Source organism: Microbacterium sp. SA156, from assembly GCF_049065455.1.
Lineage (GTDB): Bacteria > Actinomycetota > Actinomycetes > Actinomycetales > Microbacteriaceae > Microbacterium > Microbacterium barkeri.
Map to the genome: position 1 here is coordinate 1 of NZ_JBAKGU010000017.1, position 24,472 is coordinate 24,472.

Here is a 24,472-nt window from a genome sequence, read left to right on the forward strand (position 1 = left end):
ACCGAAACCGACAACGGCGTCCTGCTCTGCTGGTGGCACCACCACCACCTCGACACCTCCGGCTGGAACATCCACATGCACCACGGCGTGCCCTACATCGTCCCGCCCCGCTGGATCGACCGCGACTGCACACCCCGCCCCGCACAAGGCTCCGCCACCCGCATACGCACCCGCCTCCGCCGCACCCTCACCCGCATCCGCACCTGACCCACCTGACCCACCACGGCATGGCGCGAGCCGCCGCGGCCGCCGACGAGAGTGTCGGGGACCGCGGGCGCGAGCGCTGAGGCGGGTCAGTCGATGCCGAGGTCGCGGCGCAGCCGCGCGACGTGCCCGGTCGCCTTGACGTTGTAGAGGGCCTTCTCGATGACGCCCTCTTCGTCGAGCACGAACGTCGAGCGGATGACTCCCTCGATGATCCGGCCGTAGCTGTTCTTCTCGCCCCACGTGCCGTACGCATCGTGCACCGCGTGGTCGGGGTCGCTCAGCAGGTCGAAGGTCAGGCCGTCGCGCTCACGGAAGCGGCGCAGCTTCTCGGGCTCGTCGCGCGAGACGCCGACCACCGTGTACCCGGCGCTCTGCAGCGAGCCGAGGCTGTCGCGGAAGTCGCACGCCTGCTTGGCGCATCCGACCGTGAGCGCCTCCGGGTAGAAGTAGAGGACGACCTTCCGCCCGCGGAGGTCGGAGAGCGAGACGCTCTTCTCATCCTGGTCGAGCAGCGTGAAGGCAGGAGCGACGGTACCGGGTTCGAGGCGCGAAGTCATAGGCTTCCCAGCCTAAGCGGCGCCGGCCGGGCGGCCGCTCTGAGCAAGCCAGGCGTCAGACGGACGCCCGGCGCGTCCAACCGCGCGCAGGCGGCCCGGATCGCCCGCGAGAAGGGGTGGATCTGAGCGGCCTGTCCTAGAACAGGTCCTCGAGCTCGACGCGCTCACCCGTCGCATCGGCGATCGCGAGACGCGCGGCGAACCAGCCGGCCATCCCGTGCACGCCCGGGCCGGGAGGGGTCGACGCCGACGCGAGGTAGACGCCCTTCATCGGGGTGCGCCACGGCGAGGTGGAGAGGACGGGGCGGCCGATCAGCTGCCGGAAGGTCACGGCGCCGCCGGCGAAGTCGCCGCCCACGGCCGACGGGTTGTACACGGCGAACTCGGTGGCGGTCGTGGCGTGCGACGCGAGGATGCGGTCGCGGAAGCCGGGTGCGAAGCGCTCGATCTGCCGCGTCACCGTCTCGGTCGCGTCGACGCTCGACCCCGGCGGCACGTGGATGTACGTCCACAGCACGCTCTTGCCCTTCGGAGCGCGCGTGGGGTCCAGGATGGACGGCTGGGCGGCGAGCACGAACGGCCGCTCGGGCACGCGCCCGCGGGCGACGGCGTTCTCGCCCGCCTCGATTTCGGCGCGGGTTCCGCCGATGTGCACGGTGGGGGAGAGGTGCACATCGGGGTGCGCCCACGGCACGGGCCCGTCGAGCGCGAAGTCGACCTTCGAGGCCCCCGGCCCGTACCGGAATCGGCGGATGGCCGCGGCCCAGGAGCCGTGCGCGTCGGGATGCGTGAGCGCGAGACGCGGCGAGGTGTCGAGGACGAGGACGTCGCCGCGCGCCGGGTCGCCCCAGTCGAGCGCGGACAGATCGTCGACCCGGCGACCCGTCTCGATCCGGCCGCCGTGCGCGCGCAGATCCTCCGCGAGAGCGTCGGGGATGGCCTGGGCGCCGCCGACGGGGAATCCCCAGCCCCCGGCATGCGCCTGGGAGGCGAGCAGCAGCCCCGCCGCCGATGCGGCGACCGAGGGCAGAGCGGTGTTCGCGTGCGCGATCACGCCCGTGAGGAGCGCGTGCGCCTCCTCGCTGCGGAACGAGTGCCGGCCGAGCGGTGAGCCGAGCTCGAGTGCCCGGAGTCCGAAGCGCACGAAGGTGACCGGATGCCGCGGCACGCGCAGCATCTGATTGCCGGTCACGTCGGCGACTGCGTCGATGTGGCGCGCGAGCGGGCGGAGCATCGCGTTCCACGCCCGGCGGTCGACCCCGAGCCCGTCGGCGGTCCGCGCGATGTCGCGCCAGGCGATCGCGGCGCGGCCGCCGTCGAGCGGATGCGCGTACGACGCGTCGGGCACGAGCCATCCGACCTTCTCGCGCATGCCGAACGCGTCGAAGAAGGGCGAGGTGAACGCGGCCGGATGCACGGCAGAGCACACGTCGTGACGGAACCCCGGCAGCGTGAGCTCGGCCGTGCGGGTTCCGCCGCCGATCCCGGAGTGCGCCTCGATCACGGTGACGTCGAAGCCGGCCCGCGCGAGCGCCACCGCGGCGGAGAGCCCGTTCGGTCCGCTGCCCACCACCGTCGCTCGCCGAGTCGTCATAGGCCCATCCTGCCAGGGGCCCGCGACGGCCGGGCCGCCGAGGTCAGACGAACGCGCTCATCCCGGTGAGGTCGCGGCCGAGCAGCAGCGCCTGGACGCTCTCGGTGCCCTCGTAGGTGTGGATCGCCTCGATGTCGGCGAGATGCTGCATGACGACGTTCTCGAGGAGGATGCCGTTCCCACCGAGCATGTCGCGCGCCGTCCGGGCGACATCGCGCGCCGTCCGCGTGCAGTGGTACTTCGCGAGCGACGCCTGCGTCGCGCGCATGCCGCCGGCCGCCTCGAGGTCGGCGAGGCGGCGCAGGAACAGCTGCATCGACGTGAGCTGGGCGAGCATCTGCGTCAGGCGCTCCTGCACCATCTGGAAGCGCGCGAGCGGGCGGCCGAACTGCTCGCGCTGCGTCGCGTACGAGAGGGCGGCCTCGAAGCAGGCTGTCGCGTGCCCGAGCGCCGACCAGGCGACCCCCGAGCGGGTCGCGAAGAGCACCGTCGTCGCGTCCTTGAACGAGTGCGCGCCCGGGAGCACGGCGTCGGCCGGCACCCGCACGTCGTCGAGGCGGATGTGCGCCTGATGGATGGCGCGCAGCGCGACCTTGCCCGCGATGACGTCGGCGGCATAGCCCGGCGCGTCCTGCTCCACGAGGAAGCACCGGACCGCGCCATGGTCGGGGTCGCCTTCGTCATCCACGCGCGCCCAGACGAACGTGATGCCGCCCGATGCGCCGTTGCCGATCCACTTCTTGGCGCCGCGCAGCACCCACCCGTCGCCGTCTCGACGCGCGACGGTCTCGAGCGACGTCGAATCCGATCCGTGATCGGGCTCCGTCAGCGCGAAGGAGCCGAGCACCTCGCCCGTCTGCAGCGGCCCGAGCCAGCGCTCCTGCTGCGCCTCGCTGCCGAACAGCGCGAGCGTGCGGAGGGCGAGCCCGCCCTGGACGGCGAGGATCGTTCCGAGCGAGCCGTCGTGCCGAGACATCTCCATGTTGACCAGCCCCGCGGCCAGCGGCGACAGGCGGGGGATGGCCGGATGATCGATGCCGTCCGCGTAGAGGCCGGCGGCTCCCAGCTCAGGCAGGACCTCGAGCGGATACTCCGCGCGCTCCCACGCCTCGCGCATGCGGGGAGCGAGGCGCTGCCCGATCTCGCGCGCGCGGGACCAGACCTCGCGGTCTTCGCCCGAGACATCCGAGAACACCGCGTAGTAGTCGATGTCCAGAACCTTCGCGACGTCGTACGTCGACACCTTCTCGCCGGGGAGGAGCTCCGTTGCCATGGCGACAGGCTAGGCAGGGGCCCCGCCCGGGATCATCTAAGCTGGAGGAAGTCTTCAAAAAGGAGCAGAGATGTTCATCGTCGCTTTGGTTCTCTTCCTCGGCGGGCTGGCGCTGTTCGGCGTCGCCTTCATGGTGCCGGCGTTCCAGGCCCTGGTGTTCGCGGCGGGCATCCTGCTCGTGTGCCTCGCCATGGCCCTGCCCATGCACACCAAGGCGAGGTAGCACCGCCCTCCCTCCGCGTGCAGGCGGCTCCGGATGATCCGGGGCCGCCTTCTTCATGCCCGCTCGCGCCGCTCACCGGGAGGCCCGCAGGGAGCGGTCACCGCGCGGTAGTAGGCTTGAGCATCGGTCGAGATCTCTCGACGTCGAGACGTTTCCACGCGTCTTGTCCCGTGGCCCCATCGAAGGAATGCAACGTGGATCTGTACGAGTACCAGGCTCGAGACCTTTTTGAGAAGTACGAGGTGCCGGTGCTCGCCGGCATCGTCGCGGACACCCCCGAGGAGGTGAAGGCGGCAGCCGAGAAGATCGGCGGCGTCGTGGTGGTCAAGGCCCAGGTCAAGACCGGCGGGCGCGGGAAGGCCGGCGGCGTCAAGGTCGCGAAGACCCCCGACGAGGCATACGAGGCCGCGAAGGCCATCCTCGGCCTCGACATCAAGGGCCACATCGTCAAGCGCGTGATGGTCGCGCAGGGCGCCGACATCGCGCGCGAGTTCTACTTCTCGGTCCTCCTCGACCGCGCCAACCGCTCCTACCTGTCGCTCGCGAGCGTCGAGGGCGGCATGGAGATCGAGCAGCTCGCCGTCGAGAAGCCCGAGGCGCTCGCGCGCGTCGAGGTGAACCCGCTGCGCGGTATCGACAAGGAGAAGGCCGTCGAGATCGCCCGCGCGGGCGGCTGGGACGAGGAGCTCGTCGAGAAGGTCGCCGACGTGTTCGTCAAGCTCTACGAGGTCTACAAGACCGAGGGTGCGACGCTCGTCGAGGTGAACCCGCTCGTGCTCACCGGCGCCGGCGACATCGTCGCCCTCGACGGCAAGGTCTCGCTCGACGACAACGCGAGCGAGGTGCGCCACCCCGAGCACGAGGAGCTCGAGGACAAGGAGGCGGCCGACCCGCTCGAGGCGAAGGCCAAGGCCAACGGCCTCAACTACGTCAAGCTCGACGGCCAGGTCGGCATCATCGGCAACGGCGCGGGCCTCGTCATGTCGACGCTCGACGTCGTCGCGTACGCGGGCGAGAAGCACGGCGGCGTGAAGCCCGCCAACTTCCTCGACATCGGCGGCGGCGCGAACGCGCAGGTCATGGCCAACGGCCTCGACGTCATCCTCGGCGACGAGCAGGTCAAGAGCGTCTTCGTCAACGTCTTCGGCGGCATCACGTCGTGCGTCGCCGTGGCGGAGGGCATCGTGAAGGCCCTCGAGATCCTCGGGGACCACGCCACCAAGCCGCTCGTGGTGCGCCTCGACGGCAACCAGGTCGAAGAGGGCCGCGCGATCCTGCAGGGGGCCAACCACCCGCTGGTCACGCTCGCGGCCGGCATGGACGAGGGCGCCGACAAGGCCGCCGAGCTGGCGAACGCCTGAGCCGGGAAAGGGACTAGAGACATGTCGATCTACCTCAACAAGGACTCCAAGGTCATCGTCCAGGGCATCACGGGCGGCGAGGGCACCAAGCACACCGCCCTCATGCTCAAGGCCGGCACGAACATCGTCGGCGGCGTGAACGCCCGCAAGGCAGGCACCACCGTCACGCACGAGAAGCCCGGCGAGGGCGAGGTCGAGCTCCCCGTCTTCGGATCGGTCGCCGAGGCGATCGAGAAGACCGGCGCCGACGTGTCGATCGCGTTCGTGCCGCCCGCGTTCACGAAGGACGCGATGGTCGAGGCCATCGACGCCGAGATCCCCCTCCTCGTCGTGATCACCGAGGGCGTGCCCGTCGGCGACACCGCGGAGGCGTGGGCGTACGCGATCGAGAAGGGCAACAAGACCCGCATCATCGGCCCGAACTGCCCCGGCATCATCACGCCGGGCGAGTCGCTCGTCGGCATCACGCCCGCGAACATCACGGGCAAGGGCCCGATCGGCCTCGTCTCGAAGTCGGGCACGCTGACCTACCAGATGATGTTCGAGCTGCGCGACCTCGGCTTCTCGACGGCCATCGGCATCGGCGGCGACCCCGTCATCGGCACGACGCACATCGACGCCCTCGAGGCGTTCGAGGCCGACCCCGAGACGAAGGCGATCGTCATGATCGGCGAGATCGGCGGCGACGCCGAGGAGCGCGCGGCCGAGTTCATCAAGGCGAACGTCACGAAGCCGGTCGTCGGCTACGTCGCGGGCTTCACCGCCCCCGAGGGCAAGACGATGGGCCACGCGGGCGCGATCGTGTCCGGCTCGGCCGGCACCGCGCAGGCGAAGAAGGAGGCCCTCGAGGCCGCCGGCGTCAAGGTCGGGAAGACCCCGAGCGAGACGGCCGCCCTCATGCGCGAGATCATCGAGTCCCTCTAAGACTCAGCGAGCGCAGCGAGCCGCCTCCGGTCGTTGAGCGAGCGCAGCGAGTCGAAACGCAGCGAGTCGAAACGCAGCGAGTCGAAACGCAGCGAGTCGAAACGCAGCGAGTCGAAACGCAGCGAGTCGAAACGCAGCGAGCCGCCCCCGGGATCATCCCGGGGGCGGCTCGCTGCATTCAGTCGTCGACGCGGTTGCCCTGCGCGTCCCAGTGCTCGGCGACCTTCTTCGAGGGCTGCACGCGCGGCGGCTCGCCGGGCATCTTCGGGAACTCGGGCGGGAACGGCAGCTCGCCGAGGCCGTCGGCGAGGTCGCGCTCCCACCACTCGAGGAGCGTGTCGATGCGGGCGGGCGCATCGCCGAACGCGGCCCACGGGTCGCCGACCTCCTCGAGGCGCCGGGGCACGGTGCGCACGGTGAGCGCGAGCGGATCGACGTCGTCGAGCTCGTCCCAGGAGAGCGGCGTCGACACGGTCGCCTGCGGGAGCGCCCGCGGGCTGTAGGCGCCCGCCATCGTGCGGTCGCGGTTGGCCTGGTTGAAGTCGATGAAGACGCGCTCCCCGCGCTCCTCCTTCCACCAGCTCATCGTCACGCGCGACGGATGGCGCCGCTCGAGTTCGCGCCCCGCGGCGATCACCGCGTGGCGCACCTCGAGGAACTCCCACCGCGGCTCGATGGGGCAGAAGAGGTGGATCCCGCGGCTGCCGCTCGTCTTGATCCACGACGTGAGGCCGGCTTCGTCGAGCACCTCGCGCATCGCGTGCGCCGCGAAGACGACGTCGGCGAAGTCGGTGCCCGGCTGCGGGTCGAGGTCGATCCGCAGCTCGATGGGATGGTCGGCGTCGCTTGCAAGAGACGCCCACGGGTGGAACACGACGGTGTTCATCTGCGCGGCCCACACGGCCGACGCCGGCTCGGTGAGGACGAGCTGCGGATGGCGCCTGCCGCTGTTGTACGTCACGGGCACCGACTCGACGTAGGCGGGTGCGCCCTTGGGCGGGTTCTTCGAGAAGAAGCTCTCGCCGTCGACGGACCCGGGGAAGCGCTCGAGCGACACCGGCCGATGGCCGCTGTGCGCGAGGAACGGTCCCGACACCGCGATGAGGTACTCCGCGAGGTCGCGCTTGGTCACCCCGGCCTCGGGCCACACGACGCGCCCCGGGCTCGACAGGCTCACCTCGCGGTCGCCATCCGGTCCGGGGATCGTGAGCGTGACGCGCTCGGAGGCCACTGCGCGCCTACTCGCCGAAGCCCGACGCGACGAGGTCGCGGATGGCCGAGATCGCGCGCTCCGCGTCGGGCCCGTCGGCGGTCACGTCGATCGTGTCGCCCTTGCGGGCGCCGAGCGCCATGAGTCCGACGAGGCTGCGCCCGTCGACCGCGGGCTTCGTGGCGGTGCCGATCCGGACGACCGCGTCGAGGCCGCGCAGGGCGCCCGCGAGCGCGGCCGCCGGCCGCGCATGGAGCCCGATCTCGTTCGTCAGCAGGAACGACTCCGAGCGCCCCGTGGGCTTCTCCTCAGCGGGGACGGACTCGCCCTCCACGCCGAGGTGCCGCAGCTTGGCGTCGAGGGCGCGGCGCGCCTCGCGCTCGACCTCGACGAGGTCGCCGCCCGCGCCGGCTCGCGCCACCGCGGCGACGAGGCCCTCCACGAGCGGAGCCGCAGCGAGGCGCACCGGCCCCTCGGCGGCGCCGGCGAGATCGAAGGCGAGCTCGGCGCTGAGGATGGCCGATCCCAGGTCCGTGAAGACGAGAGTGCCGTCGGGCGAGGCGACCGACTCGATCGCCCGCGCGATGAGCGCGGCATCCGTGCCCATCCCGCCCTCCGCCGTTCCGGCCGCGACGGCGATCCGGGGCGCCACAGGGCCGGCCATCTCGCTCGCGAGCGCGACAGCCGCCTCCGCGAGGGCGACGCTGTGCGAGACCACGACGAAGCCGATCATGCCGAGACCTCCTCCGCCGCCGCGGCGAGCGCCTCGAACAGGAGCGCGGTCGAGACCGAACCGGGGTCGAGGTGCCCCGCGCTGCGTTCGCCGAGATAGCTCGCGCGTCCCTTGCGTGCGACGAGCGGCTCGGTCGCGTCGCTTCCCGCGCGCGCAGCCCGTGCGGCCGAGCGCGCGGCGGAGACGAGGTCGGATGCGCCCGCCTCGAACGCGTCGACCGCCGGGGCCATCGCGTCGATCATCGTCTTGTCGCCGGGCTCCGCCTTGCCGCGCGACACGACGCCCTCGAGGCCCGCGCGCAGCGCGGCGGCGAGCGCGGGGCCATCGAGCTCGGCGCCGTCGCCGCCGCTCGCGCCGAAGCGCAGGAAGAAGGTGCCGTACAGCGGGCCGCTCGCACCGCCCACGGTCGAGACGAGCGCCATCCCCACAGCCTTCCCGAACTCGCCGACGGTCGTGGGCGTGGCCGACTCGAGCTTCGCGACGGCCGCCGCGGTGCCGCGCGCCATGTTCGCACCGTGGTCGGCGTCGCCGATCGCGGAGTCGAGCGCCGTCAGCCGCTCCTGCTCGTCGGAGACGCGATCGCGGAAGAGCGCGACCCAGCGTCCGAGCGCTGCGATGTCGAACGCCATCCGATCACCGCCCCCAGCGCAGGCCGGGCGTCTCGACGGGCGCGTCCCACAGACGCAGCATCTCGTCGTCGGCGCGCAGGAGCGTGAGCGAGCACCCCGCCATGTCGAGCGACGTGATGTAGTCGCCCACGAGGGTGCGTGCGACGCGCACGCCCGCCTTCTCGAGCAGCTTCGCGACCTCGCCGTACATGAGGTAGAGCTCGAGAAGCGGGGAGCCGCCCATGCCGTTCAGCATCGCGATCACCGGCCCGCCCGCCGCGTCGAAGTCGTGGAGGATCGGGTCGACGAGCATCTCGGCGATGTCCGGTGCGGGTGCGACCTTCACGCGGCGTCGCCCTGGCTCGCCGTGGATGCCGATGCCGATCTCCATCTCGTCGTCGGGCAGGTCGAACGTGGGCTTGCCCGCCGCGGGCACCGTGCAGCTCGTGAGCGCCATGCCCATCGAGCGTCCCTGCGCCGACACCGCCTCCGCGATCCGCACGACCTCGTCGAGGGGCGCGCCCTCCTCGGCGGCAGCGCCCACGATCTTCTCGAGGAGCACCGTGAGGCCCACCCCGCGGCGCCCGGCCGTGTAGAGCGAGTCCTCCACCGCGACGTCGTCGTGCACGAGGACGGACGCGACCTCCGCCTCCGCGAGCTCGGCCGCCATCTCGAAGTTCATGACATCGCCGGTGTAGTTCTTCACGATGTGCAGCACGCCTGCGCCGCGATCGACCGCGCTCGTGGCCGCCAGCACCTGGTCGGGGGTGGGGGAGGTGAACACCTCGCCCGCGCACGCCGCGTCGAGCATCCCGTAGCCGACGTAGCCGCCGTGCAGCGGCTCATGTCCCGATCCGCCGCCCGACACGAGCGCCACCTTGCCTGCGTCCTTGGGCGTCGCGCGGAGGACGACCCGGTTCTCGTGGTCCACGCGGAGCTGCGGCAGGGCCGCCTCCATGCCGACCAGGGCATCTGTGACGACCGCCGCGGTGTCGCCGATCAGCTTCTTCATCGCCTGCTCCTCCGAGCCCATCCGGACATCCCTGCTCCCTCGCGTCGATGCCAGCGCCAGCCGTGTACGCCTCACTATCGGCAGGACGATCGCGGGGTGTCAAGGGGAGGGGACGGATGTGCATGTGGATGGCCGGAGCCGATGGCCCGACGGGATCGTAGGCTCGGAGCATGCCGCTTCAGGGAGAGTACGCACCGAGCACATCCGAATGGGCACGTCAGCAGGCCGAGGCCTACGAGGCGTCGAACGGCGCCGAGGCCTCCGTCCTGCCGGGCACGTCCTGGCCGATCGTCGTCGTGACGAACGTCGGCGCCCGCAGCGGGAAGCTGCACAAGACGGCCCTCATGCGCGTCGAGCACGAGGGCGTCTACGCGCTCGTCGCCTCGAAGGGCGGGGCGCCGAAGCCGCCCGCGTGGTACTTCAACATCGCCGCGCACCCGCACGTCGAGCTGCAGGACGGCGCCGTGAAGCGCGACTACCTCGCGCGCGAGCTCGACGTCGACAGCGACGAGTACGCCCAGTGGTGGGAGCGCGCCGTCGCGGCGTACCCGCCGTACGCCGAGTACCAGGAGCGCACGGAGCGCCGGATCGCGGTCTTCGTCCTCGAGCCGATCGCGGCGTAGCGCGGCCCCGGCGCGGGTCCGGGGATCTCCCGGGGCCCGCGGGTAGGGTCGTGACGCCATGCATCGGATCCTCATCGCCCTGCTCGCCGCGTTCGACGCGCTCGTGGCGGCGCTGGTCGGCCTCGCCGTCGTCCTCGCGCCGCTGACGCTCCTGTGGACGTTCACGTTCGGCCTGACGGCCGACTGGGCAGGCCTGTGGCCGACGACAGCGCGGATCTGGCAGCTCGGCAACCTCGTCCCGCTGTCTCTCGCGTTCGACGAGGACGCCGTCGTGGCGCTCGGCCTGCCCGACGAGGCGGCCACCTTCACGCTGACCCTCGCTCCGCTTGCGTTCGCGGTCTTCGCGGCGCTCTTCGCGGCCCGCTCCGGCCGTCGCGCCGTCCGCTCGGGCGCCGGAGCGGTGGGCGTCCTCGCGGGCATCGCGATGACCGCGATCATCGCGGCGGTCGTCCTCGCGACCTCGGGGAGCGAGCTCGCACGCGTCGAGGCCTGGCAGGCTGTGCTCCTGCCGACCGCCGTCTACGCGGTCGGGGCGGCCGCCGGCGCGTGGGCCGAGGGCTGGAGCGAGGGCGACGGCGGCCTCGCGGACCTCGTGCACGAGCGGGTCGACGGATGGTCGTCGAAGTGGCGCGAGATCCCCACGCTCGCGGTGCGCGGCGGCGCCGTCGCCCTCGCTGCCGTCGTCGGCGCCGCCGCGCTCGCGGTCGTCGTGGCCGTGCTCGTCCGCGCGGACGCCGTCGTCGCCCTCTTCGAGCAGGCGCAGGTCGACGCCCTCGGCGCGACCGCCGTCGCGCTCGCGCAGGTCGCGTACCTGCCGACGCTCATCGGCTGGGCCGTGTCCTGGATCGCGGGGCCGGGCTTCGCGGTCGGCGCGGCGACCACGGTCTCCCCGGCCGGCACGCAGCTCGGCGTCGTGCCCGGCATCCCGATGCTCGGCCTCCTCCCGGAGCAGGGCTCGGGATGGCTGCTGCTCGTCGCGCTCCTGCCCGTCGCGGCGGGCGCGCTGGCCGGGTGGCACGTGCGCTCGGCGCTCGCGGCGGAGTGGGAGATCGAACGCCCCGAGGACGAGGACCATCCCTCGCCGCACGAGCCGGTGTCGCCTCGGGTCGTGCTCGCGATCGCCATCGCCGCCATCGCGGGAGCCGGGGCGGCCGGCATCGCGGCTCTCTCATCGGGATCCATCGGCCCTGGGCGGCTCGCGACCGTCGGCCCCGATCCCGGTCCGGTCGCCCTCGCGGTGGGCCTCGAGGTGCTCGTCGGCGCGGCCATCCTGCTCCTCTCGCCCCGCCCGCACGGGCATGCCGCCGGGACGGCGGACGGGGCGGCCGTGCTCGCCGACGGGGACGAACTCGCGCGCCGGTAGACTGGCCGCGTGCTCTCGGTCGCCGTCCTCATCTCTGGCACCGGTTCGAATCTCCGCGCCCTCCTCGAAGCCGCGAGCGAACCCGGATTCCCCGCTCGGATCGTCGCCGTCGGCGCCGACCGCGACGCGGCGGGCCTCGCCCACGCCGAGGAGTTCGGCATCCCGACCTTCACGGTCCCGTATCGCGACCATCCGTCGCGCGAGGCCTGGGGCGCCGCGCTGGCCGAGGAGCTGCGCCGCATCGGCGCGGATCTCATCGTGCTGAGCGGCCTCATGCGCCTGCTGCCCTCCGCGCTCGTCGACGAGTTCGCGCCGCGCATGATCAACACGCACCCCGCTTTCCTCCCCGAGTTCCCGGGCGCGCACGGCGTGCGCGACGCGCTCGCCGCGGGCGTCGAGGAGACCGGGGCGAGCGTCATCATCGTCGACAACGGCGTGGACAGCGGGCCGATCCTCGCGCAGGAGCGCGTGCCCGTGCTCCCGGGCGACGACGAGGCCGCGCTGCACGAGCGCATCAAGCCCGTCGAGCGCCGCCTGCTCATCGACGTCGTCCGCGGGATCGCCGCGGGCGAGATCGATCTCGAGAACCCCTCGCGCTGACCCGAACCCCGAACCCCGACAAGGAGTCCTCATGGCCGGCCCCCGCCACGACCACTCGCTCTACCGCGACCGCGATGTCGTCCCGATCCGGCGCGCGCTCGTGTCGGTCAGCGACAAGACCGACCTCCTGAAGCTCGCCGAGGCGCTCGCGGCCGCGGGCGTCGAGATCGTCTCGACGGGCTCGACCGCGTCGACCATCCGCGACGCCGGCTTCGATGTGACCGACGTCGCGAGCGTGACGGGCTTCCCCGAGTCGCTCGACGGACGCGTGAAGACGCTGCACCCGGGCGTGCACGCGGGTCTCCTCGCCGACCTCCGCCTCGAGCACCACGAGCAGCAGCTCGGCGATCTCGGCATCTCGCCGTTCGAGCTCGTCGTGGTGAACCTCTACCCGTTCGTGGAGACCGTCCGCTCGGGCGCCGCGGGCGACGACGTCGTCGAGCAGATCGACATCGGAGGGCCCGCGATGGTCCGCGCGTCGGCGAAGAACTTCGCGAACGTCGCGATCGTCGTCTCGCCGGAGTCGTACCCGGCGATCATCGACGCGGTCGCCGCGGGCGGCACGACGCTCGGCCAGCGCCGGGAGCTCGCGGCGCGCGCCTTCGCGCACACCGCCGGCTACGACGCCGCTGTGGCGGCGTGGTTCGCCGAGGGCACGCTCGGCGAGGGCGCCGACCTGCCGGAGCACCTCACGATCAAGGCCGAGAAGCTCGGCGACCTGCGCTACGGCGAGAACTCCCACCAGCGCGCCGCCATCTACTCGCGCGTGGACGGCCACGGGATCGCGCAGGCGACGCAGCTCCAGGGCAAGGAGATGTCGTACAACAACTACGTCGACGCCGACGCCGCCCTCCGCGCCGCCTACGACTACGTGAACCCCGCGGTCGCGATCATCAAGCACGCGAACCCGTGCGGCATCGCGCTGTCGGCGCCGAACGCGCTCGACCCGATCGCGAGCGCCCACCTGCGCGCGCACGAGTGCGACCCGCTCTCGGCCTTCGGTGGCGTCATCGCCGCGAACCGACCGGTCACGCTCAAGATGGCCGAGAACCTCCGCGACATCTTCACGGAGGTCATCGTCGCCCCCGACTTCGAGCCCGCCGCGCTCGAGGTGTTCAAGACGAAGAAGAACCTGCGCCTCCTCAAGCTGCCCGCCGACTGGCGCCAGGAGACGATGGACGTGCGCCTCGTCTCGGGCGGCCTGCTCCTGCAGGACTCCGACCGGTTCCCCGACGACATCCAGTCCGTCGCGCAGAGCTGGCAGCTCGTGTCGGGCGAGCGCCCGTCCGACGAGGAGATGAGCGACTTCATCTTCGCGTGGAAGACGTGCCGCGCCGTGAAGTCGAACGCGATCGTGCTCGCCAAGGACGCCGCGACTGTCGGCGTGGGCATGGGCCAGGTCAACCGGGTGGACTCGTGCAAGCTCGCCGTCGAGCGCGCGGGCGGGCGCGCGGCGGGATCGATCGCCGCGTCGGACGCGTTCTTCCCGTTCTCGGACGGACCCGAGGTGCTCATCAACGCGGGTGTGCGCGCGATCATCCAGCCCGGAGGCTCGGTGCGCGACGACGAGACGATCGAGCTCGCCCGCGCCAACGGCGTGACGATGTTCTTCACCGGCGAGCGTCACTTCTTCCACTGACACGCGGCTTCCGGCCCTAGCGAGCCGACCTCGGCACCATCCCGAGGTCGGCTCGCGCCGTTCTCGCCGTCCCCACCGCCGTGTCCGAAAACCGCCAGCCCGCGCCCTCGGAGCGTGACAGGCTGGAGCCATGACGACGAGCATGACCTTCGACGAGCGGTACCGCGCGATCTCGTCGCGCGACACCCGCTTCGACGGCCAGTTCGTCACCGCCGTCCGCTCGACCGGGATCTACTGCCGGCCGAGCTGCCCCGCGCGGACGCCGAAGCCGGCGAACGTGACGTTCTTCGCGACGAGCGCCGCCGCGCACGAGGCCGGCTACCGCGCGTGCAAGCGCTGCCTCCCGGAGGCGGCGCCCGGATCGCCGGACTGGAATCTGCGGGGCGACGTCGTGGCGCGCGCGATGCGCCTCATCGCCGACGGCGTCGTCGAGCGCGAGGGCGTCACGGGCCTCGCGGGGCGGCTCGGGTACTCGTCGCGCCACCTGTCGCGGCTGCTCGCCGACGAGCTGGGCGCGGGCCCGCTCGCACTCGCGCGCGCCCAGCGGGCCCACACCGCGCGGCTGCTGCTCGTCGGCACCGATCTGCCGGCCGCCGACGTCGCCTTCTCCGCGGGGTTCGCGAGCGTGCGCCAGTTCAACGAGACCGTGCGCGAGGTGTTCGGGCTGACGCCGACCGAGCTGCGCGCGACGCGGCGCGGTCGCACGGCCTCGGCCGGCATCTCGCTCGCCCTGCCGGTCCGCGAGCCCTTCGACCACGCCGGGCTGTTCGCCTGGATGTCCGTGCGCGCGCTCCCCGGCGTCGAGGCCGGCGACGAGGCGTCGTTCGCGCGCACCGTGCGCCTGCCCGCCGGGGCCGGATGGTTCCGGCTGCGCCTCGACGGGCGCCTGCGGCTCGACGCGCAGCTGCAGAGCCTCGCGGACCTCGCGACGCTCGTCGCCCGCGTGCGGCGTCTGTTCGACCTCGACGCGGACCCGCTCGCGATCGACGCGGCGCTCGGCGCGCACCCCGAGCTCGCGGGGCTCGTGGCGGCGACCCCGGGCATCCGCCTGCCGGGTGCCGCCGACCCGCACGAGATGCTCATCCGCGCGATGATCGGCCAGCAGATCTCCGTGTCGGCCGCGCGCACCCATCTCACGCGTCTCGTCGAGGCGCTCGGCGAGGACGTCGAGATCGCGGGGGAACGGCGGCGTCTCTTCCCGCGGATGGCGACGATCGCGGAGCGCGGAGCCGACGTGCTCCGCGGCCCCGCGGCCCGCATCCGTGCGATCACCGAGGCGGCTGCCGCGCTCGCGTCGGGGGATCTCGCCCTCAGCGCGGGCGATGACGCCCACGCCCAGCGGGAGCGCCTCCTCGCGCTGCGGGGCGTGGGGGAGTGGACGGCCGACTACGTGCGGATGCGCGTGCTCGGCGACTCCGACATCATCCTGCCCGGCGACGTCGCGCTCCGCGCGGGTGCGGCCGCCGCGGGACTGCCCGCCGCACCGCGCGAGCTCGTCGCGTGGGCGGCGCGCGTCGCGCCCTGGCGCTCCTACCTCTCGATGCACCTGTGGCGCGCGGCCCTGGCCGCGCAGCCCGCCCGATCCCGCAAGGAGACCCCGTCATGACCGCTCGCCTCCAGACCGTCGCGACGCCCGACGGCCCGTTCACCCTGATCGCCGACGCCGACGGCGCCGTGCTCGCCTCGGGCTGGACGCCGGACGCCTCGCTGGTGCTCGCGCGCATCCACCCGCGCCTGCGTCCCGCCGAGCTGCGCGAGGAGCCCACCGCGGCAGGCGACGCCGTCGCCGCGTACTACGAGGGCGACCTCGCGGCCATCCGCGCGGTGGCCGTGCGGCAGCAGGGCACCGTGCTCCAGCAGGCGGGCTGGGCGGCGCTGCGCGACATCGCGCCCGGGGAGCCGCTCACGTACACGGGCTTCGCCGCGGCGCTCGGCTCGCCGCGCGCCGTGCGGGCCGCCGCGTCGATCTGCGCGCGCAACGCCCCCGCGCTGTTCGTCCCGTGTCACCGGGTGCTCCGCGGCGACGGCTCCCTGGGCGGCTTCGCGTGGGGCGTCGACGTCAAGCGGTCGCTCCTCGCGCGCGAGCGCGCGGGCGCCGCTGCGGGCGCACCCGCAGCCGATGTCGAAGCGTTACCCGTGCCGTGACGGGCGTCGGGGGCGCCGCGTAGCGTGGCGGTCATGGGCTCCGAGATCCTCATCACCCCCGACGAGCTGGCCGAGCTGACCGCGCGCGATGAGCGCGTCCGCATCCTCGATGTGCGCTGGCGCCTCGACCGGCCGGACGGTCGCCCCGAGTACCTCGAGGGGCACATCCCCGGCGCGGTCTACGTCGATCTCGAGAGGGAGCTGTCGGGGCACGGGGCGGCGTCCGACGGACGACACCCTCTGCCCGACACCCCCGCACTCGAGCGGGCCGCCCGACGCTGGGGGCTGGACGACGGCGACACGGTCGTCGTGTACGACGATCTCAAGTCGCTGTCCGCTGCGCGTGCGTGGTGGCTGCTGACCGACGCGGGCGTGCAGGACGTGCGGATCCTCGACGGCGCCCTGCGCGGCTGGGTCGCGTCGGGTCACGCGCTCGAGCGCGGCGACGTCGTGCCCGCTCCCGGCTCGATCACGCTCACAGCGGGGCGGCTGCCGCAGCTCTCGATCGATGCGGCCGCCGTGCTCGCGCGCGATGGCGTGCTCATCGACGTGCGCGCGCCCGAGCGCTACCGGGGCGAGGTCGAGCCGATCGATCCGCGCGCGGGGCACGTGCCGGGCGCGCGGAACCTGTTCGCGGGCGACACGGTCGACGAGAGCGGGCGTCTCCTGCCTCCCGACGCACTGCGCGCGCGGTTCGAGGCCGTCGGCGCGCGGCCTGATCAGCCCGTCGGCGTGTACTGCGGCTCGGGGGTCACGGCCTCGCACGCCTTCGTCGCGCTCACGGTCGCGGGCTTCGCGCCGCGCCTCTTCGCGGGGTCCTGGAGTGCATGGAGCAACACCGCGCGCCCCGTCGCGATCGGTTCCGATCGATTTGGCGGGGAAGACGCGAAATCCCTTTCCTGAAGGCCGAGGTGTGGATAGGCTGAAAGGCTGACCCCCGCTCGGGTGGTCGGAAAGCCATCTCCCGGCCCGCTCTCCCGCGGGCCCCTCGAGGATCATGTCTCGCCCCACCACATCTCCCCAGAATCCGTCGACCCTCCGCTCCCTCCTCCGTCTCCTCCCGTTCGCGAAGCCGGTTCTCCCGCGCCTCGTGCTCGGCGGGCTCAGCGCGCTCACCGCGGCGGTGCTGGCCCTGCTCATCCCGATCGTGCTCGAGTGGGTCGTCGGCGGCCCGATCGCCTCCGGCGTCGTCTCCGCGATCGTCTGGGGCGCCGCCGCCGTGCTCGCGCTCGGCCTCGCCGAGGCCGCGATGGTGTGGCTGCGTCGGTGGTTCATCCTCGGCCCGGCCACGAGCGTCGAGTACGACATCCGCACGCGCTTCTACAACCGCCTCCAGCGTCTCCCCGTCGAGTTCCACGACCGCTGGCAGGGCGGTCAGCTCCTGAGCCGCATGATGCAGGACATCGGCCTCATCCGACGATGGATGGCTTTCGGCCTCGTCATGCTCGTCGTGAACGTCCTCACCATCCTCATCGGCGCCGTGCTGCTGTTCCAGTGGCACTGGGCGCTCGCGGTCGTGTTCATCGCGTCGGGTGTGCCGGTGTGGTACCAGGGGTTCCGGTTCGAGCAGACCTACGGCGTGCTCAGCCGGCAGAGCCAGGACCAGCAGGGCGACCTCGCCACGAGCGTCGAGGAGAGCGTGCACGGCATCCGCGTGCTCAAGGCCTTCGGCCGCGGGCCGCACGCCCTGCGTCGCTTCACGCGCCAGGCGGAGAACCTCCGCGAGACCGAGATGCGCAAGGCCGGGGCGATCGCGCGCATCGACTTCTGGCTCGTCGCGGCGCCCGAGCTCGCCTTCGCGATCTCGCTCGTGCTCGGCATCTGGCTGGCCTCGACGGATCAGATCTCGGTCTCGCAGCTGTTCGCGTACTTCGCGATGGCGACCGTGCTGCGCTGGCCGCTCGAGTCGATCGGCTTCCTCTTCTCGTTCCTCCTCGACGCGCGCACCGCGGCGGATCGCGTGTTCGAGGTGTTCGACGCGGTCGACACGATCGTGGATCCCGAGGCGCCGGCGACTCTCGCCGACCCCCAGGGCGCCCTCGTGTTCGAGGATGCGCACTTCCGCTACCAGGACGCGGGGGCCGACGAGCCCGACCTGCTGAACGGCATCGACCTCGCGCTGCGGCCGGGGGAGACCATGGCGCTCGTCGGGCTCACCGGCTCGGGGAAGACAACGCTCACGACGCTGCCGACGCGGCTCTACGACGTCACCGGCGGCCGGGTCACGCTCGACGGCGTCGACGTGCGCGACCTCTCGCTCGTCGAGCTGCGCGCGCACATCGCGACCGCGTTCGAAGACGCGACGCTCTTCTCGGCATCGGTGCGCGAGAACGTCCTCCTCGGGCGCGACGACCTCGACATCCACTCGCCCGAGGCCGACCGCGTCCTCCAGGAAGCGCTCGACGTCGCGCAGGCGGAGTTCGTGGCGCACCTGCCAGAGGGGGCAGAGACGATGATCGGCGAGGAGGGCATGAGCCTGTCGGGCGGCCAGCGGCAGCGCCTCGCGCTCGCGCGGGCCGTCGCCGCGCGCCCGACCGTCATCGTCATGGACGACCCGCTGTCGGCGCTCGACGTCGACACGGAGGAGCGCGTCCAGGTGGGCCTGCGCCGTGTGCTCCAGGGCACGACGGCGCTCATCGTCGCGCACCGTCCGTCGACGGTCGCGCTCGCCGACCGCGTCGCCCTGCTCGAGGGCGGGCGCATCACCGCGGTCGGCGCCCACACCGAGCTCATGGCGACGTCCGCGCACTACCGCAGCGTCATCTCGAGCTTCGAGAAGGAGGACTCGGAGGACAGCGCGCGGCGCATGGATCCCGAGCACGGATTCGACGTCGTCACCGGCGCCATCCCGATCGTCGGGGGCGCCGCGGGCGAGCACGACCAGAACGACGAGGGGGCGCTCCGATGAGCAGCACGGTCCACGGCACAGCGGGAGAGGACCGCTCCGAGTTCACGCGCGAGGAGAACCGCGCGATCCGTCGGCGCTCGTGGCGGCTCCTCCTGTCGCTGCTCGCGCCGCTGAAGTGGCAGGTCGTGCTCGTCGCGTCCGTCGTCGTCGCGCAGACCGGTGTGCGCGTGCTCGGACCCGCGCTCATCGGCCTCGGCATCGACAGCGCGCTGCCCGCCGTGCTGGACCGCGCCGACTGGGGCCCGGCGTGGTTCGTCGGCACGGCCTACATCGTCACGGCGCTCGGCGGGGCGGCGCTGCTCGCCTGGTACGACATGCTCGCCGCCCGGGTGACGCAGAACGTGCTGCTCGACCTGCGCACGCGCGTCTTCCGGCACACCCAGCGCCTGAGCCTCGAGTTCCACGAGACCTACACGTCGGGCCGCATCATCTCCCGGCAGACGAGCGATCTCGACACGATCCGCGAGCTGCTGAACGGCGGGCTCAACCAGCTCGTGCACGGCGTCCTCTACGGGGCGTTCACGTTCATCGCCCTCGCGCTCGTCGACTGGCGATCGTCGCTCGTGCTCGTCGCGGCATTCGTCCCGCTCGCGCTGCTCATGCGCTGGTTCTACGTGAACTCGCAGCGCGCGTACCGCGTCTCGCGGGTCGTCAGCGCGAAGCTCATCGTCAAGTTCGTCGAGACGATGACCGGCATCCGGGCCGGCAAGGCCTTCCGCACCGAGCCGCGCAACGAGGTGGAGTTCGGCGGCCTCGCGAAGGAGTACCGCGAGGTCAACATGCGCTCGATCCGCCTGTTCGGCACGTTCGAGCCCGGGCTCATGGCGATCTCGGCGTGCGCCATCGGCGCCGTCGTGCTGTGGGGCGGAGTGCGCGCGACGACAGGCGAGTTCACGGCGGGCCTGCTGCTGAGCGCGGTGCTCTACGTGCGCAACTTCTTCAGCCCGCTGCAGGAGGTCGCGATGTTCCTGAACTCGTTCCAGGCGGCATCCGCGGCGCTCGAGAAGGTCTCGGGCGTGCTGGAGGAGGAGCTGACGGTGCCCGACCCGGTGCGTCCGGTCCGACTCGAGGAGGCGCGGGGCCACCTCCGCTTCGACCGCGTGACGTTCGGCTACGCGAGCGGGCGGACCATCCTGCCCTCGTTCGACCTCGACATCCCCGCCGGCCAGACCGTCGCCCTCGTCGGGACGACCGGCGCCGGCAAGTCGACCCTCGCGAAGCTGCTGTCGCGCTTCTACGACCCGACCGCGGGCAGCGTGACGCTCGACGGGATCGACCTGCGCGAGCTCGACGGGCGCGACCTGCGCCGCGCGATCGTCATGGTGACGCAGGAGGCGTACCTCTTCAGCGGCACGGTCGCCGACAACATCGCGCTCGGGCGGCCCGACGCGACGCTCGACGAGATCAAGGAGGCGGCGCGGGCTGTGGGCGCCGACGCGTTCATCGAGACGCTCCCCGACGGCTACGACACCGACGTCAACAAGCGCGGAGGGCGCGTGTCGGCCGGGCAGCGCCAGCTCATCTCGTTCGCGCGCGCCTTCCTCGCCGACCCGGCCGTGCTCATCCTCGACGAGGCGACGGCGTCTCTCGACATCCCGTCGGAGCGGATGATCCAGGACGCGCTGCAGACGCTGCTCGCCGACCGGACGGCGATCATCATCGCGCACCGGCTGTCGACCGTCGCGATCGCCGATCGCGTGCTCGTCATGGAGCAGGGCCGCATCGTCGAGGACGACACTCCCGACGCGCTCATCGCCGGCACGGGCCGCTTCGCGCAGCTCCATGCCGCGTGGAAGGGCTCGCTCGTCTGACGCGGGTCTGCGCGAAAGGGAATCGCCCCGGACGGATGTCCGGGGCGATTCTCATGAGGAGGGCGACGGGGTCTCGATGGGGGAGGGGTATTCGAGGCCCCGCCGCCGGCCAGGTGTCGGCACCGCGGCGGGTGACGCGGTGCTGAGGTTCTCGGGTTCGTCCGCGGCAGGGCCGCGGGGCGCCTAGAGGCGGATCTCTGCGATCACTTCACCGTACTCGGTCTCGCCCACGGGCGTGAAGCCGACACGGTGGAAGAACGCCTCGGGGCCGCCTTCGCCCGCCTCGTAGATCACGTTGAGGCGGTCGAACTCGCGCTTGCGGGCCTCGTCGAGGAGACCCTCGACCGCGAACCGCCCCACGCCGCGGCCCTGGTCGTCGGCGTCGACGTTGATGCGCCACAGCACCGACTGGAAGTACTCGGGCTTGGCGTCGCGGTCGAAGTTGGCGCTGACGAAGCCGACCACGTCGGAGTCGTCGAGCACCACGCGCTGCCAGGTCGTCTTCGGGTTGAGGACGGAGGCGGCGATGCCGTAGGAGACGGGCGCGAGGAACTGCTCCTGTCCCGGCTTGAGCGACAGGTTGTTCACCTGGACGATGGTGTCGGCCGAGAGCTCGACGAGGCGCAGTTCGGTCATATCGACAGGCTAGCGCGCAATCAGGCGTGCACCCACACCTCGGTGCCCGTCTGCGCGAAGTAGTACACGCGCTCGGCGGCGGCGATCGTCATGTTCACGCAGCCGTGGCTCATGTACGCGCCGGCCCCGAAGTTGCTGTGCCAGTAGGTGCCGTGGAAGCCCTGGTCGCCGTTGAAGTAGGTGACCCAGGGGACGTCGGCCGTGCAGTAGTCGAAGCTCCCGCCGGGCACGTAGTTGCCCTCCGCGTCGCACGAGCCCATGTCCTGGATGGTGAGCTGCCCGTAGACCGTGAACCGGCCCTCCTGGGTGTCGTGCCCGGGCTTGCCCAGCGCGATCGCGTAGGTGTCGACGACCTTGTCGTTCTCGTAGAGGATGGTCGTCCCGGCGCTCTTGTCGACCTCGATCCAGCGGTGGAGGAGCGTGGTCTCGAACGGGATCTCCTTGACCGGCAGCTGGTACACGCCGTTGCCGGCGGCGAGCTGCTCGGCGAACTTCTCCGCGATGCCGTCGGTCGACTCGAGGCCCCAGCCGTTCTGGCCCTCCTGGATCGTGCGGAGGTGGTCTCCCGCGGAGTTCGTGACGATCTCCTCGTTCACGACCTCGCGGTTCACCTTCTCGGGCAGAGAGGCGACCGTGTCTGCGACGGCGGCCGCGACCGCCTGCTGGTCCACGGAGAGGGCGATCTCCTCGCCCTCGCTGCTCACCTGCACCCACGAGGCCGCCTGCGCGGGGTCGATGCCGACGACCTTCTCGTCCTCGACGTAGAAGCCCGCATCGTGGATGAGCCCGTTCAGGGCCTCGGCCTGGGCCTGCGCCTCGGCGGTCGTGATGTCGGCCTCGACCTCGCTGGCCTGCGCTTCGACCGAGACGTCGCCGCCCGCGCTGAGCGCGCGCGAGATGTCGGCCGCGAGCGCGTCCACGTCGATCCCGGAGCCCGCCTTCGCGTCCACGACGGAGTAGGTGCCGGCGCCCTCGTCGTACGTGACCTCGGCGTTGACGGGCGCCGTGAAGATGCCGGGGATCTCGGCCTCGACGGCCGCGAGCGCGGTGTCGACGTCGACCGCCACGTCGACCGGGACGGCGCCCGGGTTCCAGGCGCCCACGTTCCAGAGCGGATGGTCGCCGAACGCCTTCTCTGCGACCGCCTGCGCGTCGACGGAGGCGCCGAGCTCCGCGCCCGTGAAGGTCGCCTCGCCCGCCGCGGTCGTGATCGTGACCTCGGTGTCGGCGATGCCCGCGGCGATCGCCTCGCCGGCCGCGCCAGGGGTCTGCCAGCCGATGTCGGCGCCGGCGGCCTCGACCCCGGGGGCGATGAGGATGGCCGAGCACGCCCCCGCGCCCGCGAGCAGCAGGGCGGCGGGGATGCCGATCCAGAGGCCGAGGCGGCGCTTGCGCGGCTCGGGCTCCGCGGGCGCCCACTCGACGGGTGCGGCAGCGGCCGCGGCGGCGTCGCCGGCGTCGTCTGCCCCCGGTGCGGGCTTGGTCGCGAGATCGGTCATCTTCTACCCCCAGATGCGCGCCGATGTGCACGGCGTGGTCCGAATCTTCATCGTAAGGGCGAGAACCCTACCTCAGGGCACATCGGAATCACGATGTGGGCACGATCGCGCCGACCCGGATGCCGTCATCCTCCCAGCGACTCACCAGCTCCGCGAGGCGTGCGCGGTACGCCGGCCAGGTCCGCTCGGGATCACGGGCCGTCGACCACGCGATCTCGGCGGCCGACGCGATGCGGGGGAAGACCAGCCGCTCGATGTCCTGCCGGTCGCGCACGGTCTCCGTCCACAGGGGCGCCTCCACGCCGCGGATGGCGCGCGCGGGCAGACCGGGCACGACGTCGTCGGGCTCCCAGCGGTACGAGCGCTCGATGCTCGTGGGGCCGTTGGCCCACGTGAGCCCGATCGGGGTGCGCTCGTCGTACTTCATGTCGAGATAGACCGCGTCGGCGGGCGAGAGGATGAGGCCGCCGCGGGCGGCGAAGGCGCGCGCCTTCGCGTCGTGCCCGTCCGTCGGCACGAGGAAGCCCCAGTACTGCCCGATCGCGTCGTCCGGAAGCGGAGCGCTCGCCGCCTCGTGCCACGCGATAGGCGTCTTGCCGGCGTCGGCGACGATGCGCGCCGCGCGCGCGGTGAGCGCCGCGTAGTCCTCCGGCGCCGTCCCGAGGGCCTCGTCTCCGCCGATGTGGACGAACGGGCCCGGCGTGATCGCGCAGAGCTCGCCGAGCACGTCGACGAGGAACGCGTCGACCTCGGCGTCGAGCGGCCGCAGGGAGGAGAACCCGACCGCGAGGCCCGTGTACGGGACGCCCGGCTCGGGGAGCGCGCCGCCGAGCCGACGCGTGGTCTCCCGGACCTCGTCGCTCACGACGGGCTGCGCCATGAGCTCGGGATGCGCGAGCCCGACCGCGTGGGTGTGTCCGGGGAGGTCGATCTCGGGCACGACCGTCACGTGGCGTGCCGCGGCGTGGGCGAGGATCGCCTGCCAGTCGTCCTGCGTGTAGAACCCGCCCGCGTCGCCTCCTGTCGCGGTCGCGGAGCCGCGTGCGACGAGGTCGGGCCGTGACCGCAGGGCGATCCGCCATCCCTGATCGTCGGTCAGGTGGAGGTGGAGGTGGTTGAGCTTCAGGTCGGCGAGCCGGTCGATGAACCAGGCGACGGTCGGCACGGGGTGGAAGTGCCGCGCGACATCGAGCATGGCCCCGCGGTAGGGGAAGCGCGGGGAATCCTCGATCTCGACGGCGCGGATGACCCAGCTCCCCGTGTCGTCGCACTCGACGAGCTGGGCGAGCGTGGCCGCGGCGTAGGCGGCGCCCGCCTCGTCGCTCGAGCGCACGGCGATGCCGTCCGCGTCGACGCGGAGCGCGTAGCCCTCCCGCGGGATGGTCGGATCGTCGGCGTGCCGGATGGCGGAGCGCGCGCGGCCGATCGCCTCGTCCCGCGTCCGTGCCGCGAGCTGCAGGGGAGACCCGGGGCCCGGCGTCACACGTCGCGGCCAGGGGATGAGCGGGAGCGGCATGAGGGGACGGTAGCAGGGAGCCGCGCTCCC

Annotated in this window: 22 protein-coding genes and 1 pseudogene; 13 read left to right on the forward strand and 10 right to left on the reverse strand. The window is 72.4% G+C overall.

Annotation, left to right across the window (positions count from 1 at the left end):
• Window positions 1–207, forward strand: a pseudogene (locus ACOWU6_RS14310) (HNH endonuclease); the annotation flags it as partial.
• A gap of 86 nt (window positions 208–293) precedes the next feature.
• Here the strand turns inward: ACOWU6_RS14310 and bcp are convergent.
• The 3 genes from bcp to ACOWU6_RS14325 form a co-directional block, all read right to left on the reverse strand.
• Window positions 294–764, reverse strand: coding sequence for a thioredoxin-dependent thiol peroxidase (gene bcp, locus ACOWU6_RS14315; RefSeq protein WP_282980312.1), 471 nt, complete (start codon window positions 762–764; stop codon window positions 294–296).
• Window positions 765–900: 136 nt separating this feature from the next.
• Complete coding sequence (locus ACOWU6_RS14320) at window positions 901–2,358, reverse strand: NAD(P)/FAD-dependent oxidoreductase (RefSeq protein ID WP_324014162.1); 1,458 nt, start codon at window positions 2,356–2,358, stop codon at window positions 901–903.
• A gap of 43 nt (window positions 2,359–2,401) precedes the next feature.
• Window positions 2,402–3,631 (reverse strand): acyl-CoA dehydrogenase family protein, encoded by a 1,230-nt coding sequence (locus ACOWU6_RS14325; RefSeq protein WP_421076101.1) that lies wholly within the window; start codon window positions 3,629–3,631, stop codon window positions 2,402–2,404.
• A gap of 70 nt (window positions 3,632–3,701) precedes the next feature.
• Between ACOWU6_RS14325 and ACOWU6_RS14330 the strand changes: the two genes are divergently transcribed.
• The 3 genes from ACOWU6_RS14330 to sucD all read left to right on the forward strand — a co-directional run bounded on the left by ACOWU6_RS14330 (window position 3,702) and on the right by sucD (window position 6,139).
• Window positions 3,702–3,854 (forward strand): hypothetical protein, encoded by a 153-nt coding sequence (locus ACOWU6_RS14330; protein WP_271174534.1) that lies wholly within the window; start codon window positions 3,702–3,704, stop codon window positions 3,852–3,854.
• Between the two features lie 194 nt (window positions 3,855–4,048).
• Window positions 4,049–5,215: an ADP-forming succinate--CoA ligase subunit beta gene (gene sucC, locus ACOWU6_RS14335; RefSeq protein WP_271174533.1), complete on the forward strand. Its 1,167-nt coding sequence runs from the start codon at window positions 4,049–4,051 to the stop codon at window positions 5,213–5,215.
• A gap of 21 nt (window positions 5,216–5,236) precedes the next feature.
• The gene (gene sucD, locus ACOWU6_RS14340) at window positions 5,237–6,139 is read left to right on the forward strand and encodes a succinate--CoA ligase subunit alpha (RefSeq protein WP_271174532.1); all 903 of its coding nucleotides are present in this window, start codon (window positions 5,237–5,239) and stop codon (window positions 6,137–6,139) included.
• Window positions 6,140–6,317: 178 nt separating this feature from the next.
• On the opposite strand, the gene ligD is transcribed toward sucD, so the two are convergent.
• The 4 genes from ligD to dhaK are packed head-to-tail and all read right to left on the reverse strand — an operon-like array spanning window position 6,318 to window position 9,702.
• Window positions 6,318–7,370: a non-homologous end-joining DNA ligase gene (gene ligD / locus ACOWU6_RS14345; RefSeq protein WP_421076102.1), complete on the reverse strand. Its 1,053-nt coding sequence runs from the start codon at window positions 7,368–7,370 to the stop codon at window positions 6,318–6,320.
• Between the two features lie 7 nt (window positions 7,371–7,377).
• Entirely contained in the window at window positions 7,378–8,082 is a 705-nt protein-coding gene (dhaM, locus tag ACOWU6_RS14350) for a dihydroxyacetone kinase phosphoryl donor subunit DhaM (RefSeq protein WP_421076103.1), read from the reverse strand.
• Complete coding sequence (gene dhaL, locus ACOWU6_RS14355; RefSeq protein WP_421076104.1) at window positions 8,079–8,711, reverse strand: dihydroxyacetone kinase subunit DhaL; 633 nt, start codon at window positions 8,709–8,711, stop codon at window positions 8,079–8,081. The genes dhaM and dhaL overlap by 4 nt, the downstream gene beginning before the upstream one ends.
• A 4-nt stretch (window positions 8,712–8,715) precedes the next feature.
• Window positions 8,716–9,702, reverse strand: a complete 987-nt coding sequence (dhaK, locus tag ACOWU6_RS14360) for a dihydroxyacetone kinase subunit DhaK (RefSeq protein ID WP_282980300.1) — start codon at window positions 9,700–9,702, stop codon at window positions 8,716–8,718.
• Between the two features lie 170 nt (window positions 9,703–9,872).
• On the opposite strand from dhaK, the gene ACOWU6_RS14365 reads away from it, so the two are divergent.
• From ACOWU6_RS14365 to ACOWU6_RS14405, 9 genes are all read left to right on the forward strand, one after another.
• The gene (locus ACOWU6_RS14365; protein ID WP_282980299.1) at window positions 9,873–10,325 is read left to right on the forward strand and encodes a nitroreductase family deazaflavin-dependent oxidoreductase; all 453 of its coding nucleotides are present in this window, start codon (window positions 9,873–9,875) and stop codon (window positions 10,323–10,325) included.
• Window positions 10,326–10,383: 58 nt separating this feature from the next.
• Window positions 10,384–11,688: a DUF6350 family protein gene (locus ACOWU6_RS14370; protein WP_421076105.1), complete on the forward strand. Its 1,305-nt coding sequence runs from the start codon at window positions 10,384–10,386 to the stop codon at window positions 11,686–11,688.
• Window positions 11,689–11,697: 9 nt separating this feature from the next.
• The gene (purN, locus tag ACOWU6_RS14375; RefSeq protein ID WP_271174525.1) at window positions 11,698–12,288 is read left to right on the forward strand and encodes a phosphoribosylglycinamide formyltransferase; all 591 of its coding nucleotides are present in this window, start codon (window positions 11,698–11,700) and stop codon (window positions 12,286–12,288) included.
• Between the two features lie 31 nt (window positions 12,289–12,319).
• Window positions 12,320–13,927, forward strand: a complete 1,608-nt coding sequence (purH, locus tag ACOWU6_RS14380; RefSeq protein ID WP_271174524.1) for a bifunctional phosphoribosylaminoimidazolecarboxamide formyltransferase/IMP cyclohydrolase — start codon at window positions 12,320–12,322, stop codon at window positions 13,925–13,927.
• 130 nt (window positions 13,928–14,057) lie between these two features.
• Window positions 14,058–15,533: an AlkA N-terminal domain-containing protein gene (locus ACOWU6_RS14385; RefSeq protein ID WP_421076106.1), complete on the forward strand. Its 1,476-nt coding sequence runs from the start codon at window positions 14,058–14,060 to the stop codon at window positions 15,531–15,533.
• Entirely contained in the window at window positions 15,530–16,072 is a 543-nt protein-coding gene (locus tag ACOWU6_RS14390; protein WP_271174522.1) for a methylated-DNA--[protein]-cysteine S-methyltransferase, read from the forward strand. The genes ACOWU6_RS14385 and ACOWU6_RS14390 overlap by 4 nt, the downstream gene beginning before the upstream one ends.
• 33 nt (window positions 16,073–16,105) lie before the next feature.
• Entirely contained in the window at window positions 16,106–16,975 is an 870-nt protein-coding gene (locus ACOWU6_RS14395) for a sulfurtransferase (protein ID WP_282980293.1), read from the forward strand.
• A 94-nt stretch (window positions 16,976–17,069) separates the two neighbouring features.
• A complete protein-coding gene (locus tag ACOWU6_RS14400; RefSeq protein WP_421076107.1) occupies window positions 17,070–18,980 on the forward strand; it encodes an ABC transporter ATP-binding protein in 1,911 nt (636 codons plus the stop codon).
• Window positions 18,977–20,791, forward strand: a complete 1,815-nt coding sequence (locus ACOWU6_RS14405) for an ABC transporter ATP-binding protein (RefSeq protein ID WP_421076108.1) — start codon at window positions 18,977–18,979, stop codon at window positions 20,789–20,791. The genes ACOWU6_RS14400 and ACOWU6_RS14405 overlap by 4 nt, the downstream gene beginning before the upstream one ends.
• Window positions 20,792–20,974: 183 nt before the next feature.
• On the opposite strand, the gene ACOWU6_RS14410 is transcribed toward ACOWU6_RS14405, so the two are convergent.
• From ACOWU6_RS14410 to ACOWU6_RS14420, 3 genes are all read right to left on the reverse strand, one after another.
• Window positions 20,975–21,427 carry a GNAT family N-acetyltransferase gene (locus tag ACOWU6_RS14410; RefSeq protein ID WP_271174518.1) on the reverse strand — a complete coding sequence of 151 codons (453 nt, stop codon included), beginning with the start codon at window positions 21,425–21,427 and terminating at the stop codon, window positions 20,975–20,977.
• A 20-nt stretch (window positions 21,428–21,447) separates the two neighbouring features.
• Window positions 21,448–22,926: a L,D-transpeptidase family protein gene (locus ACOWU6_RS14415; protein ID WP_421076109.1), complete on the reverse strand. Its 1,479-nt coding sequence runs from the start codon at window positions 22,924–22,926 to the stop codon at window positions 21,448–21,450.
• 88 nt (window positions 22,927–23,014) lie between these two features.
• Window positions 23,015–24,442, reverse strand: coding sequence for a family 20 glycosylhydrolase (locus ACOWU6_RS14420; protein WP_421076110.1), 1,428 nt, complete (start codon window positions 24,440–24,442; stop codon window positions 23,015–23,017).
• Window positions 24,443–24,472 lie beyond the last annotated feature (30 nt).